The sequence below is a fragment of the Bacteroides sp. 2_2_4 genome (assembly GCF_000157055.1).
In the GTDB taxonomy this organism is placed as follows: domain Bacteria; phylum Bacteroidota; class Bacteroidia; order Bacteroidales; family Bacteroidaceae; genus Bacteroides; species Bacteroides ovatus.
Genome location: NZ_EQ973360.1, coordinates 466,095 through 480,655 on the forward strand (window position 1 = coordinate 466,095; position 14,561 = coordinate 480,655).

Annotated in this window: 13 protein-coding genes; 10 read left to right on the plus strand and 3 right to left on the minus strand. The window is 42.9% G+C overall.

The features are described from left to right. Window positions 1-12 precede the first annotated feature (12 nt). The 4 genes from dtd (at window position 13) to BSCG_RS12960 (ending at window position 2,787) form a co-directional block, all read left to right on the plus strand. Complete coding sequence (gene dtd / locus BSCG_RS12980) at window positions 13-465, plus strand: D-aminoacyl-tRNA deacylase (RefSeq protein ID WP_008776157.1); 453 nt, start codon at window positions 13-15, stop codon at window positions 463-465. Window positions 466-484: 19 nt separating this feature from the next. Further along, the gene (locus BSCG_RS12975; protein WP_008776158.1) at window positions 485-823 is read left to right on the plus strand and encodes a nucleotide pyrophosphohydrolase; all 339 of its coding nucleotides are present in this window, start codon (window positions 485-487) and stop codon (window positions 821-823) included. Continuing rightward, window positions 810-1,712, plus strand: coding sequence for a deoxyribose-phosphate aldolase (deoC, locus tag BSCG_RS12970; protein ID WP_008776159.1), 903 nt, complete (start codon window positions 810-812; stop codon window positions 1,710-1,712). The genes BSCG_RS12975 and deoC overlap by 14 nt, the downstream gene beginning before the upstream one ends. A 394-nt stretch (window positions 1,713-2,106) precedes the next feature. Next, the gene (locus BSCG_RS12960) at window positions 2,107-2,787 is read left to right on the plus strand and encodes a DUF1266 domain-containing protein (protein ID WP_008776160.1); all 681 of its coding nucleotides are present in this window, start codon (window positions 2,107-2,109) and stop codon (window positions 2,785-2,787) included. Here BSCG_RS12960 and BSCG_RS12955 read toward each other — a convergent pair whose 3' ends face one another. Next, window positions 2,788-3,762 carry a polyprenyl synthetase family protein gene (locus tag BSCG_RS12955; protein WP_004296710.1) on the minus strand — a complete coding sequence of 325 codons (975 nt, stop codon included), beginning with the start codon at window positions 3,760-3,762 and terminating at the stop codon, window positions 2,788-2,790. An 88-nt stretch (window positions 3,763-3,850) separates the two neighbouring features. Between BSCG_RS12955 and polA the strand changes: the two genes are divergently transcribed. Continuing rightward, on the plus strand, window positions 3,851-6,700 hold the full coding sequence (gene polA / locus BSCG_RS12950) for a DNA polymerase I (RefSeq protein WP_008776161.1): 2,850 nt from the start codon (window positions 3,851-3,853) through the stop codon (window positions 6,698-6,700). Window positions 6,701-7,090: 390 nt separating this feature from the next. After that, window positions 7,091-7,486 (plus strand): DUF3836 domain-containing protein, encoded by a 396-nt coding sequence (locus tag BSCG_RS12945; RefSeq protein WP_004296707.1) that lies wholly within the window; start codon window positions 7,091-7,093, stop codon window positions 7,484-7,486. Window positions 7,487-7,574: 88 nt separating this feature from the next. Here the strand turns inward: BSCG_RS12945 and BSCG_RS12940 are convergent, their stop codons facing one another. After that, window positions 7,575-8,354, minus strand: a complete 780-nt coding sequence (locus BSCG_RS12940) for a LytR/AlgR family response regulator transcription factor (RefSeq protein ID WP_004296706.1) — start codon at window positions 8,352-8,354, stop codon at window positions 7,575-7,577. After that, window positions 8,351-10,396 carry a histidine kinase gene (locus BSCG_RS12935; protein ID WP_032849538.1) on the minus strand — a complete coding sequence of 682 codons (2,046 nt, stop codon included), beginning with the start codon at window positions 10,394-10,396 and terminating at the stop codon, window positions 8,351-8,353. Before BSCG_RS12935 ends, BSCG_RS12940 begins: the two co-directional genes overlap by 4 nt. A 122-nt stretch (window positions 10,397-10,518) precedes the next feature. Here BSCG_RS12935 and BSCG_RS12930 point away from each other — a divergent pair, with 122 nt between their 5' ends. From BSCG_RS12930 to BSCG_RS12915, 4 genes are all read left to right on the plus strand, one after another. Then, entirely contained in the window at window positions 10,519-11,424 is a 906-nt protein-coding gene (locus BSCG_RS12930; protein ID WP_004296704.1) for a serine O-acetyltransferase, read from the plus strand. 16 nt (window positions 11,425-11,440) lie between these two features. Continuing rightward, window positions 11,441-12,883 (plus strand): class I SAM-dependent RNA methyltransferase, encoded by a 1,443-nt coding sequence (locus BSCG_RS12925; RefSeq protein WP_004307818.1) that lies wholly within the window; start codon window positions 11,441-11,443, stop codon window positions 12,881-12,883. A 142-nt stretch (window positions 12,884-13,025) separates the two neighbouring features. Then, complete coding sequence (locus BSCG_RS12920; RefSeq protein WP_004296702.1) at window positions 13,026-13,586, plus strand: ORF6N domain-containing protein; 561 nt, start codon at window positions 13,026-13,028, stop codon at window positions 13,584-13,586. A gap of 14 nt (window positions 13,587-13,600) precedes the next feature. Beyond that, the coding region (locus BSCG_RS12915; protein WP_008776166.1) for a DPP IV N-terminal domain-containing protein at window positions 13,601-14,561 on the plus strand (961 nt) is incomplete at its 3' end.

Genomic DNA, 14,561 nt, shown 5'->3' on the forward strand with positions numbered 1-14,561 from the left:
GAATAAATAACAATGAGAATAGTCATACAACGGGTAAGCCATGCGTCAGTAACCATTGAAGGACAGTGTAAGTCGTCCATTGGGAAAGGGATGCTAATATTAGTCGGTATTGAAGAAGCAGACGGGCAGGAAGATATCGACTGGCTCTGCAAGAAGATTGTAAATCTACGTATCTTCGATGATGAGAATGGTGTAATGAACAAATCTATTTTAGAAGATGGAGGTGAGATTCTGGTTATCAGCCAGTTCACGTTACACGCTTCTACCAAGAAAGGAAATCGCCCCTCCTATATCAAAGCTGCCAAGCCGGATGTCTCTATCCCACTCTACGAACAATTTTGCAAAGATTTAAGCGGTGCATTGGGAAAAGAAATAGGCACAGGTATCTTTGGAGCGGACATGAAAGTTGAACTTTTAAACGACGGCCCCGTTACTATATGCATGGATACAAAAAACAAAGAATAATAACTAACCATCAACAATTATGACTCTGGAAGAAGCACAGAAACAAGTGGACCAATGGGTGAAAACATACGGTGTCCGCTACTTCAGCGAGTTGACCAATATGGCAGTTCTGACGGAAGAGGTAGGAGAACTGGCGCGTGTCATGGCCCGCAAATATGGAGATCAATCCTTTAAAGAGGGAGAGAAAGATAATATAGATGAAGAGATAGCAGACGTTTTATGGGTACTTCTCTGCATTGCCAACCAGACAGGTGTAGACATAACCACTGCTTTCCAGAAAAGCATGGAAAAGAAAACGAAACGAGATAATAAAAGACATATCAACAACCCAAAACTGAAAGATCATGGAAGAGAATAACTCACAGCCCAACAAGTACAATGCCGCATTGGCAAAGTATAATACCAATCTGAGCGATGCAGATATTCAAGCTCGCGTAGCTGAATTGATTGAGAAAAAAGTGCCGGAAAACAACACGGAAGATGTTAAGAAGTTCCTGTTCAACTGTATTGATCTGACTACTTTGAATAGTACAGACAGTGACAAAAGTGTGATGCACTTTACCGAAAAAGTCAATCAGTTTGACGACGAATATCCTGATCTGAAAAATGTTGCAGCAATCTGTGTATACCCCAATTTTGCAGCCATCGTTAAGAATACACTGGAGGTAGACGGAGTCAATATAGCCTGTGTATCAGGAGGTTTCCCCTCTTCCCAGACATTTATTGAAGTAAAAGTGGCAGAAACAGCATTAGCAATCGCAGAAGGCGCAGATGAAATAGATATTGTCATTTCCATCGGCAAATTCCTAAGCGGAGACTACGAAGGAATGTGTGAAGAAATACAGGAATTAAAGGAAGTTTGCAAGGAACGCCACCTCAAAGTGATCCTCGAAACTGGTGCACTAAAAAGCGCTTCCAACATCAAGAAAGCCTCTATCCTATCCATGTATTCGGGCGCAGACTTCATCAAAACTTCCACCGGCAAGCAACAGCCTGCCGCTACTCCGGAAGCCGCTTATGTGATGTGTGAAGCCATCAAAGAATACTACCAGAAGACCGGAATCAAGATTGGATTCAAACCGGCAGGTGGCATCAATACCGTTAATGATGCGATTATTTACTACACAATTGTAAAAGAGCTATTGGGTGAAGAATGGCTGGATAATCAACTGTTCCGCCTGGGAACCAGCCGCTTAGCCAACCTCCTTCTTTCTGACATCAAAGGGGAAGAAATCAAGTTCTTCTAAGCTAAAGGCTACATTAGCAATCAAATACGCCTTACCGCGCGATTCCCGTACTCCGGGAACCGACGCGGTATTTTTCATTTAAGAAAATCTAAAGATAGTTACAGGAGAATTCGGAAAAATACTTATCTTTGTAAAAGGTTTAGCGATGAAAATATAGCTAATTAGTTATATTAGAGAACGTTTCATTTATTACCAATTCCTGGAATTCGGCAAAATTCAAAGTTATGAATGGTAATAAGCAAACGGGTCTCACGCACCTTCATGTATATACTTTTGTTATATATCGAATGGAGCGTGGGACTGTTGCTTGTATACTCATAACGGCTTGCCGAAGCCTCAGGAAAATACATGGCAACAGTTCTCACGCTTTTCATGAACCTTTGGAGGTATTAGGATGGACGCATATACAAGAACCTTAAGATTCAATCACAACCCTCTGAACCTCATCCTCGGAGCAGAGAAAAAGAAGGGGCTACGCATCGGTTATATGGAAGCCGGACTGCAAGGCTTCTATCTCAACTCCATAGAGACCGGAATCCATCCGCAAAAGCTATCCAAACTGCTAACAGAGGAGTTTCACTGCACCGATAATGAGTCCGCCACCGGACTATTCCAGTTCCTTATCAACGAAGGAGACAGAGTCTCCTACCAGATTATGCTCCCCTATTTACTCTCTACAGAGAACATCAACGAGTTCGAAAACATCATTCAAAAGCGTTTTTTCGGAGTGGAACGCTTTATCCGTCAAGGAAAGAATCTATACAAATTTGTGAAATATACAGAGGAAAGAAGGGACCCTATTATATGGATAAATGACTTGGAAAAAGGCATTATCGGATGGGATATGGGACTGCTTGTGAGCCTGGCGCGCGCCTCCCAAGCATGTGGTCACATCACCAAAGAGAAAGCCTGGGACTACATAGAGCAAGCCACCAAATTATGTTCTTTAGATCTTCATACAGCAGAAGAAATAGACAAGAGTTTCCTTTTAGGAAAAGCGATGAAATCGGAAAAGATAGAAGATTGGGACCGGTTATTATTGTGCTATTCACTTCTGGCAAAATACCGGAAGTAACTATTTTTCGCGGTCTACTACGTAATCCAGATAAGCCCGGAGAGCTGCACAGATATCGGAATCCGGCAAAGAAGCCAATAGATTGAAGGCTTTTTGCTTATAGACATTCATAGTCTGAACCGCATATTCAATACCTCCGTTTTCTTTAATAAACGAAATCAAATGAGCTATTTCATCGAGAGTAGCCGTACCCTCCTTTACTTTGATTGCAATTTCTTGCGCTTCCTCGTTTTTCGTCGTATTCAGCACATACAAAGCGGGTAATGTCAGTTTACCTTCAAGCATATCATTACCCGTAGGTTTACCGATCTCCTTATTATCAAAGTAATCGAAAATATCATCCTTTATCTGGAAACAGATACCAATATATTCGCCCAGCAAACGGGCAAGTTCAGCTTCTCCCTCACCCACACCCACCGAGAAAGCGGCAGCCTTTGTGCAGGCAGCAAAAAGAGCAGCAGTTTTCTTGCGGATTACATCAAAATAGACTTCCTCGGAAAAACTGTGATTACTTACATTTGAAAGCTGAAGCAACTCACCGTCAGCAAGATCCTGTCCAAGAGTGGACACCAGCTGAATAATACGATGACTGTTTGTCAATTCAGCGTGTACGAGGCTGGTTGCCAATAAATAGTCACCCGTCAGCACCGCTACTTTATTATTAAAGATAGCATTTACCGAGAGCTGTCCACGACGTTCGGAGCTTTCATCCACTACGTCATCATGTACCAGGCTGGCCGTATGAAGGAGTTCCAATGAAACAGCCGCATGAAGAGTGGAAGGACATATTGCGCCATAAAGACGTGCCACGAGTAAAACAAGAATAGGCCGCATCATCTTACCATTCCTCTGCCGTATGTGAGATACGACGCTATCGAGCAATGCATTTGAACTGGAGAGAGAACTATCAAAAAGTTCTTTGAAGTCGCCCAGTTCCGCTTCAATCGGAGTTCTGATAAGTGAGATACTGTCCATTTATTACACAATTTGAGCACAAAAGTAATAATAAAACGCTTAATACCGTATTTTTTTGTACTTTTACCATGAAAAATTAATTAAATCTATGGATTCAGGTAATAAATTATTTCTTTTAGACGCTTATGCATTGATATATCGGGCGTATTACGCCTTTATTAAGAACCCAAGAATCAATTCCAAAGGATTCAACACTTCAGCCATACTGGGTTTTGTGAACACCCTCGAAGAAGTACTGAAAAAAGAGAATCCCACTCATATAGGAGTAGCCTTCGACCCCGCAGGTCCCACCTTCCGCCACGAGGCTTTTGAACAATATAAAGCGCAACGCGAAGAAACTCCGGAAGCAATCCGTCTTTCCGTACCTATTATAAAGGATATTATACGCGCCTACCGCATCCCCATTCTGGAAGTGGCAGGCTACGAAGCCGACGATGTGATAGGTACGCTCGCTACTGAAGCCGGTCGCCAGGGTATCACTACCTATATGATGACTCCCGACAAAGATTACGGGCAGCTGGTAAGTGACAAAGTATTTATGTATCGCCCTAAACACACAGGAGGTTTCGAAGTGATGGGCGTTGAGGAAGTGAAAGCCAAGTTTGACATTCAGTCTCCGGCACAGGTGATCGATATGCTCGGACTAATGGGTGACTCTTCGGATAACATCCCCGGATGTCCCGGAGTAGGAGAAAAGACTGCTCAAAAACTAATCTCCGAATTCGGAAGCATCGAGAACCTATTGGAACATACCGACCAACTGAAAGGAGCATTGAAAACAAAAGTGGAAACTAACCGGGAAATGATTACGTTCTCGAAATTTCTCGCCACCATTAAAATCGATGTCCCCATCCAACTTGAAATGGATGCTCTTGTCCGCGAAGAAGCAGACGAAAATTCACTTCGTAGCATTTTCGAGGAATTGGAATTTAGAACACTCATTGACCGGGTGCTCAAAAAAGATATTTCCGGAAACGGAATAACCTCTGCCACCGGAAGCAAAGTTGCCACTGGGAAAAGCACCCCCTCTCCTCTTCCACTTTTTCCCGAAGAAGGAGGCGGAATGCAAGGCGATTTATTTGCGAATTTCACGCCCGATGAACCGGGTGAAGCAAAAAAATCGAACCTAGAGACGTTAGAATCGCTCACTTATAACTACCAACTCGTTGATACAGAGGAGAAAAGACAGGAAATTATTCAAAAGTTACTTACATCGAAAATTCTCTCGTTAGATACGGAAACCACCGGAACTGAACCAATGGATGCCGAATTAGTCGGAATGAGCTTTTCGATTGCAGAAAATGAAGCTTTTTATGTTCCCGTACCATCGGACCAAGACGAAGCGTTAAAAATCGTAAATGAGTTCCGTCCGGTCTTCGAAAATGAGAATTCATTAAAAGTCGGACAAAATATCAAGTACGACATGATTGTTCTTCAAAATTATGGCGCAACAGTAAAAGGTCCGCTTTTCGATACGATGATCGCTCATTATGTTCTTCAACCGGAACTTCGTCACGGCATGGATTATCTTGCGGAAATTTACCTGCACTATCAGACTATCCACATTGACGAACTGATAGGTCCCAAAGGAAAGAATCAGAAGAACATGCGCGATCTCGATCCGAAAGATGTATATCTGTATGCCTGCGAAGATGCAGACGTAACTCTGAAACTGAAAAATGTACTGGAGAAAGAACTGAAAGAGAATGACGCAGAACGTTTGTTCTATGATATAGAAATGCCGCTAGTTCCCGTATTGGTTAATATAGAACGGAACGGGGTATTGCTGGATACGGAAGCATTGAAGCAGTCGTCCGCCCATTTCACCGCCCAGATGGAGCAAATCGAAAAAGAGATTTACGAATTGGCCGGTGAGACTTTCAATATCGCTTCGCCCAAACAAGTCGGTGAGGTACTGTTTGACAAACTGAAAATCGTAGAGAAGGCAAAAAAGACTAAGACCGGCCAGTACGTCACCTCAGAAGAAGTGCTCGAAAGCCTCCGGCACAAACATCCGGTAGTAGAAAAGATTTTGGAACATCGAGGACTGAAAAAGCTATTGGGCACGTATATCGACGCACTCCCCCAGCTTATCAATCCACGCACAGGAAGGGTACACACCTCTTTCAACCAGACTGTAACCGCTACGGGACGCCTTAGTTCAAGCAATCCGAACTTACAAAATATCCCTATCCGCGACGAGAATGGAAAAGAAATCCGCAAGGCTTTCATCCCCGATGAAGGCTGCCTCTTCTTCTCTGCCGACTATTCGCAAATCGAATTGCGCATCATGGCACACCTTAGCGAGGATAAGAATATGATTGATGCTTTCCTTAGCAATCACGATATTCATGCGGCCACTGCTGCCAAAATTTATAAGATCGACCTGAAAGACGTAGGTTCCGACATGCGCCGTAAAGCCAAGACTGCCAATTTCGGTATCATCTATGGCATATCCGTATTTGGTCTTGCCGAACGAATGAATGTAGATCGTAAAGAAGCCAAAGAGTTAATCGACGGTTACTTTGAAACTTATCCAGGAGTGAAAGCATATATGGATAAAAGCATTCAGGTGGCCCAGGAAAAAGGCTATGTGGAAACAATCTTCCATCGGAAGCGCTTCTTACCGGACATCAATTCGCGGAATGCCGTTGTACGCGGATATGCGGAACGAAATGCCATCAACGCCCCTATCCAGGGAAGTGCGGCAGATATTATAAAAGTAGCAATGGCACGTATCTATCAACGGTTCCAGGCCGAAGGAATACAAGCCAAAATGATCCTGCAAGTACATGACGAATTAAATTTCAGCGTTCCTGTCAATGAAAAAGAGCGTGTAGAAGAAATCGTCATCGAAGAAATGGAGAAAGCATACCGCATGCACGTCCCCTTGAAAGCTGATTGCGGATGGGGCAAAAACTGGCTTGAGGCACATTAAATCATCAAGTGAATAAAAGCCACCTCAATAAGGAATTGCTATCTTTTAGACACTAATTGCACAAGGAGACTCCATCTTATCAGGGGCTTCCGCTTACAAAATAGAAGCAAGTATGGGTAATAACATTATTTAACTCTGTATCCAGAAAGCTAGAAAAAAGATTCCTTTTTCGACGAAGTGATTCATTCTATATCCGGCAGATTGACTGCCGGATATTTTTTTGTCACCAATATTGGCAAAAAGCTAGTTATCACCCGCCTCCACTCTTGACATTTTGACAATCTTTTATCTTCAAAAATGCATAAATACCAAATTAATATGTAGATTTGCAGCATAAAACCAATGTATTTGGCAGACAAATGAAAGTATAACCCAAAAACTTAAATAGCCATGAAAGCAAAAGTATCTTTAAAAATGTTCGTTTTATCTGCAGCTCTTCTTGTTGTATCGCTTGCTACTTCTGCACGTAGCTACGATAATCAATTGATTTATAATCCAATCGAAGAGAATGGCATGACAGTGGGACAAACCGTTTACAAAATGGACGGAAATACACTTGCCAACTACATGAAGTACAACTACAAGTACGATGACAACAAACGTATGATTGAAAGCGAGGCCTTGAAATGGAACAATAGCAAAGACGCATGGGAAAAAGACCTACGCATCAATTACACTTATGAAGGCAAGACCGTTACTACGAATTATTATAAATGGAACGCTAAAAAACAAGCCTACGTACTGGTACCCGAAATGACCGTTACGATGGATAATACAAATATGTAACATAAACTCTCTCTCATTCTAATATTCTAACAAAAGGATACGCCGCTTCTGCTGAAGAAGTGGCGTATTTCATAATATGAGGTCTACATTACAAAACAAAGAAACGCTCTTGCAGTTCTTTTAGATAACTTCGGGAAATAATCAAATCGTTCTTATCGTGAAAAGGCGGATAAAGTTGACAGCATTTACCATCAATCATTGCCAGATAATTAACATTTACAATAGCAGATTGGCTAATCTGTACAAAAGCTTGTGAATAACTGATAATATCTTCTGCTTTTGTATTTCGCTTCAAATTCAGACAAGTTTGATTAAACAAGACCACCTGCCATTGACGTTTATCTTTCAGATATTCAAAAAAGCCGATTTCTTCCAGTCGCAAGAGTTTGAAGCCTGTCACTGTACTAATCATAAACATGCCTTGCTGGGGCATCAATGCACTAATAGAAGAAGCAAAAGAAGGCAAAAGAGGAAGCGAAGTAGAGGTCATAGCCTTCCGGTAACGGTCCATAATTACTTTCAGGTCTTCTGCTTCAAAAGGCTTCAGCAGGAAGTCGAAAGCCGACTCACGCAACGCCTGAAGCAAGTATTTGTCATAAGAGGTGTAAAACACAACCTTCATATCCCACAAAATATCCTCCCTGATTTCACTTAATAGATTGAGTCCCAACGTATCCGGAAGTTCCACATCAAGAAACAATAAGTCCGGATGCAACTCCATAATCATCTTTTTACCTTTTGCACCATTCCCTGCGATTCCTTTTACTTCAAATTCACGATAGGGCTCCAACTCTCGGCGCAAAGCATCAATCGCTGTACGTTCATCGTCAACGATGACTACCTTATACTTTTCTTCTGTCTCCATCATAAATCATAAGAAAAACGAAACGGGATATATACCGACACTTCCGTACCGGTTTGTCCATCGCTTCTGTTGGTTATATTAAAACGTATTTTATCACTCTTGTTCTTTGTATTCAGTAATTGAATGGTCTGATACAACACTTTCAATCCTGTACCAGTACCCCGTGTGGCGGAAACTACCTGCGGGAGATACCCGCGTCCGTTGTCGGTAACCGTTATGCGAATCCCATTTGTTTCACGGGAAACATATACCATTAGCTCCTTTTTTCCGTCCTTTCCCGCCAGTCCATGTTTAATAGCATTCTCCACCGGAATTTGCACAATCATAGATGGAATCATGATGCGGGTTGCATCTAAACCGTCCTCCACCGTGATTGTTGCGACAAAATCTTCTCCGACACGTCCACGTTCCAGTTCGATGTATGTACGGACGAAATCCAGTTCGTCTTGCAAAGATACGCTCAATTTCTCGGTAAGTTCGAGGCTACGACGGAGATATTTCACCAGTTCCATCAGATTATGTTTCACCTCTTCCGAGCCGTTAAACTGATTGATCTCACGTCCCAGTACATTAAAAGTAAAATGAGGAGAAATCCGGCTTCTCAAATTCTCCATGCGGACACGGTTGATTTGCTGGAAGAAACGCTGGCGAAGAAACTCCCTCTTTTTACGCATATACCAGACAACTACCCCTGCCACAAGCAACACGCAGACAAGTACCCAGATAGATACGCTCAACTTGAGTACTCTCACCTCTGCCGCCTGTCGCTGAATCTTCATTTCCTTACGAAGCACTATCGTATCCTGCCGGTAACGCATATCCAATTCGGCAACACGCATCTGTATCCGTTCGCTCCGGATGGAATCGTCCAGATGGCAATCACGTTTCAGGTATTCATAGGCACGGCGGTAATCACCGGTATGCTCAAAATAATGTTGCAGATACTGATTGCGTATAGTCAACATATTGGCGTCAAGATGCCCCACAGGAGCAGTCCGGGCGATCATAGTCTTCGCTTGGGCTATATTACCTTTCTTCAATGCCAGTTCAATCATCTGGGTTTCAATGTAATGAACAGCCGAGTTATGCTGTATATCGGAGAAGAAACGATAACTTTCGTCCAGGCAGATCTGTGCGGAGTCCAGTTTGTCAGTCAGCAAGTACAATTCTCCCAGGTTTACTTTGATAAAGTTCTGTTCAAACACCATCTGCGGATAAGAAGATACGAGTGCATTGGCCCTGCACATATATTTCAAAGCCTCCTGATAGTTTTTCCGGTAATAATAATGGTTGCCGCGATTGTTGAGATAGGTCCATTGCTCGCTCACGTTCATTACATCGAAGAACTGCCCGGCCAATTCATAGTAATGATTGGATAAATCGAAATCGCGCAGTTCCATGTAAGTCTGCCCCAATCCGTAGTAGACAGGAAATTTCGTGTGCTCGGACAAGTTCAAAGAATCACAGAGAAACAGGGCGCGCCGGTAATACGAAGCAGTGTGCGCCAAGTCACTGCGATGCAGATAGGCATCAGCTATATTGATACAAATATCCGGAAGCAGGTGTATTTTTTTTCCTTTCAGGCGATATCCATAGGCTTTCTTATAGTCGATAATTGCAGAATCAGGGCGGTTCAGTTGCATCCATACGTTGCCTTCGATATTATAGACATCGGACAATACATCATTCCATCGTGGAGACTGGAGAGATTCAGAAGATTGGGAAGCATTGCGGGAAAATTCTTTTACCCGGCGGTTGTAATAGAGTATAGAATCAAAATCGGAAGAGACAAAAAATGTTTTCCCGTAAAGGGCGAGCAGACGATAATAAACCAGGGAATCTTGCGTCTGCGTCAGTGCCTCAAGCAGTTGTGAGCGGGAATAATGCACATTGGAAAACAAAGAATCCTGTACACGAACTTCCAGAGAATCAACCAACGCCTGTTCGCATGAAGAGCTATTGCGGTGTCTATCAGCATATCCGCAACTCAACAACATCAACAGCCCCAACAGTCCAAATAGTTTCATAGCAGTCTTCTGATTCATCAGTCCCCTTATTCATGTCATGTTTTGAATGTGACAAAAATACATTATTTATCCTGAATCCCAGCGAATTTTATTATTTTTTTAATACCTTTGTGCCCATATAAATATGAGCAACTGACCTAATGAGTCCACTGAACTTCACCCACATTTTGACACAGGCAGTCGATGAGCTATCGGAAAGCGAATCTTATAAAGGACTGTTTCATCAGCACAAAGATGGCGAACCACTGCCCTCTGCAAAAGTCTTGTATGAAATTATTGAGCTTTCACGCTCCATTCTTTTCCCCGGATATTACGGAAATTCTACTATTAACAGCCGGACTATCAATTATCACATCGGTGTAAACATTGAAAAATTGTTTGATTTACTTTGTGAGCAAATCTTGGCCGGATTATGTTTTAGCACTTCCATAGAGGGGAAATGCAACGTCTGCTCCGACTCCAAACGAGAAGAAGCTGCACGTCTTGCTGCTAAATTCATCAGTAAGTTACCCGCCATGAGGAGGATACTGGCAACGGATGTGGAAGCCGCCTACAACGGTGACCCGGCTGCCGAAAGCTATGGAGAGGTCATATTCTGTTATCCGGCCATTAAAGCGATCAGCAATTACCGTATCGCGCATGAATTGCTGGAACTGGGTGTTCCTCTGATTCCCCGTATCATCACGGAGATGGCGCATAGCGAAACGGGAATTGATATCCATCCGGCCGCAAAGATTGGCACTCACTTCACCATCGACCATGGTACGGGTGTCGTAATCGGCGCCACGAGTATCATCGGAAACAACGTCAAACTATATCAGGGTGTCACGCTGGGAGCCAAGAGTTTCCCGCTGGATGCCGACGGAAAACCTATCAAGGGAATCCCCCGCCATCCGATCCTGGAAGACAATGTAATTGTTTATTCCAACGCCACTATTCTGGGAAGAATCACCATCGGACGTGACGCAACCGTAGGCGGTAATATCTGGGTAACAGAGAATGTTCCTGCAGGAGCAAGAATCGTACAAACTAAAGCAAAAAAATAAAATCAAAAGAATCTATATGAGCGAACAATTCGAGATGATAGCCAAGACTTTCCAGGGACTGGAAGAGATACTTGCAGAAGAACTGACAGCATTAGGAGCCAACGACATTCAAATAGGACGCCGCATGGTTTCATTCACAGGAGATAAACGTATGATGTATAAGGCGAATTTTTGCCTTCGCACCGCCATCCGTATCCTGAAACCAATTAAAAACTTTACAGCCAAAGATGCCGATGAGGTTTATAATCAAATACAGGCTATTCCATGGGAAGAATATCTCGATGTGAACAAGACGTTCGCTATCGATGCAGTAGTATTCAGTGATGAGTTCCGCCATTCGAAATTCGTTTCGTATAAGGTGAAAGATGCGATTGTGGATTATTTCCGTGATAAAACAGGAAAACGTCCGTCGGTACGTATCAACAATCCGGATGTACTTCTGAATATTCATATTGCACAGACTACCTGTACGTTGTCTTTGGACTCGTCCGGAGAATCACTTCACCGTCGCGGTTATCGCCAGGAAGCAGTAGAAGCCCCGTTAAATGAGGTATTGGCTGCCGGCATGATTCTAATGACCGGATGGCGCGGAGAATGTGATTTGATCGACCCGATGTGTGGTTCGGGTACTATCCCTGTTGAAGCGGCACTGATTGCTAAGAATATCGCTCCGGGAGTATTCCGCAAAGGATTTGCTTTTGAGAAATGGGTAGATTTCGATGCGGATATGTTCGATGAGATTTACAATGATGACAGTCAGGAGCGCGAATTTGCTCATAAGATTTACGGATACGATAACAATCCAAAAGCGAATGAGATTGCGACTCACAATATAAAAGCTGCCGGTGTATCGAAAGATATCGTGCTGAAATTGCAACCGTTCCAGCAGTTCGAACAGCCGAAAGAGAAATCAATCATCATCACCAATCCTCCTTATGGGGAACGTATCTCTACGAATGATTTGCTCGGTCTTTACCAGATGATCGGCGAACGTCTGAAACATGCATTTGTAGGAAACGAAGCATGGGTGCTTTCTTATCGGGAAGAGTGTTTCGACCAGATTGGCTTGAAGGCAAGCCAGAAGGTTCCTTTGTTCAATGGACCGTTGGAGTGTGAATTCCGCAAATATGAGATTTTTGACGGAAAATATAAAGAGTTCAAGAGCCAGGAAGAGGGCGAAGAGAAGAAAGAGGGTGAAGGAGAACAAGCTCCAAGATTCAGAGAAAGAAAAGAATTTAAGCCACGCCGCGAAGGTGAGTTCAAGCCGCGTCGGGACGGCGAATCCAGACCTCGCAGAGAGGGAGAATACAAGCCACGCAGAGAAGGTGGCGACTTCAAAGGTGGCGATGAAAGAGATAGAAAACCACGGGGAGAATTCCGCGGAGGAAGAGATTCAAGAGGACCAAGAGAATTTAGGGGAAACCGGGAGCCGAGGATTCCGAAGAAGGAAGAGGAATAAACGGTTATAATCCCAACAACTTATTCACCCTGTAATTCACTAGTTAATAATTAATTAAAAACTTGAAGTTCCAAATTGGAACTTCAAGTTTACATCATAGTTCTAATGTTCAGTCACAAATTGGAACCTGTCTAAACAAAAAATGGATGATATAGCTATTATAGAAAACAAAATATACGAAATCAGAGGGCAAAAAGTTATGCTTGACTTTGATTTGGCAGAAATGTATGGAGTTGAAACTAAACGCCTCAAGGAACAAGTACGTCGTAATATTGAACGCTTTCCTGCTGAATTCATGTTCGAGCTAACAAAAGAAGAAGTTGCAATTTCAAGGTCGCAAATTGCGACCTTGAAAACAGGACAAGGATATAACATCAAATATCTTCCGTTTGCATTTACTGAATATGGTATAGTTATGTTATCCAGCGTCCTCAAGTCCAAGACCGCTGTGGAAGTAAATATCAATATTATCCGTGCTTTTGTACGTATGCGCCAATATCTTCTATCCAATATACCTAAAAAGGAGTTGGAAGAATTAAAACAACGCATCGAATATCTCGAAGAAGATATTACTTCTGATAGGGAAAGTTACGAAAAACAATTTGACGACCTATTTAATGCCTTTGCTAAAATAAGTGCAATTATCCAATCAAGACAGACTCCTTTGGACAGAGTAAAAATAGAAGGATTTAAAAACAAATAATAAAGAAAAGAGCAATGAGTAAAATTGGAAAAAGAGCCATTCTGTTATTGTTGGCACTACCAATCGGATTCAATGTTATGGCACAAGAAACCAAAAAGCCGACACTGGAAGAATTGATTCCGGGTGGCGAGAGTTACCGCTATGCAGACAACCTGTACGGACTGCAATGGTGGGGTGACGAATGTATCAAGCCGGGCGTAGATACCCTTTATTCTATCCAACCCAAAACGGGGAAAGAAACAATGGTTATCACTCGTGAACAGATCAACAAAGTGCTTGAAGAGAACAAGGCAGGAAAGTTATCACACCTGTATTCCGTCAGTTTCCCATGGGCCGATAAGCCACAAATGCTATTCAAGATAGCAGGAAAGTTCATTGTATATGATTTCAAGAACAATCAAGTTGTCAGCACTCTCAAACCCAAAGACGGAGCAGATAATGAAGACTATTGCGCAGCCAGTGGAAACGTGGCATACACGATAGGTAACAATCTGTATGTAAACGAGAAAGCGGTAACTAATGAACCCGAAGGCATCGTTTGCGGACAGACTGTACACCGGAATGAATTTGGTATCAACAAAGGCACTTTCTGGAGCCCGAAAGGTAACCTGCTCGCTTTCTACCGTATGGACGAGAGCATGGTGACACAATACCCGCTTGTAGACATCACTGCACGCGTAGGCGAAGTGAACAATGTACGTTATCCGATGGCAGGCATGACGAGCCATCAGGTAAAAGTAGGCATTTACAATCCTGCCACAGGCAAAAGCATTTATCTGAACGCAGGTGATCCCACAGACCGTTATTTCACCAATATCAGCTGGTCACCGGATGAAAAAAGCCTCTACCTGATTGAAGTAAACCGTGACCAGAACCACGCCAAACTTTGCCAGTACAACGCAGAAACAGGAGAGCCGATGGGCGTTCTCTACGAAGAAATGCATCCTAAATATGTGGAGCCGCAAAACGCAATCG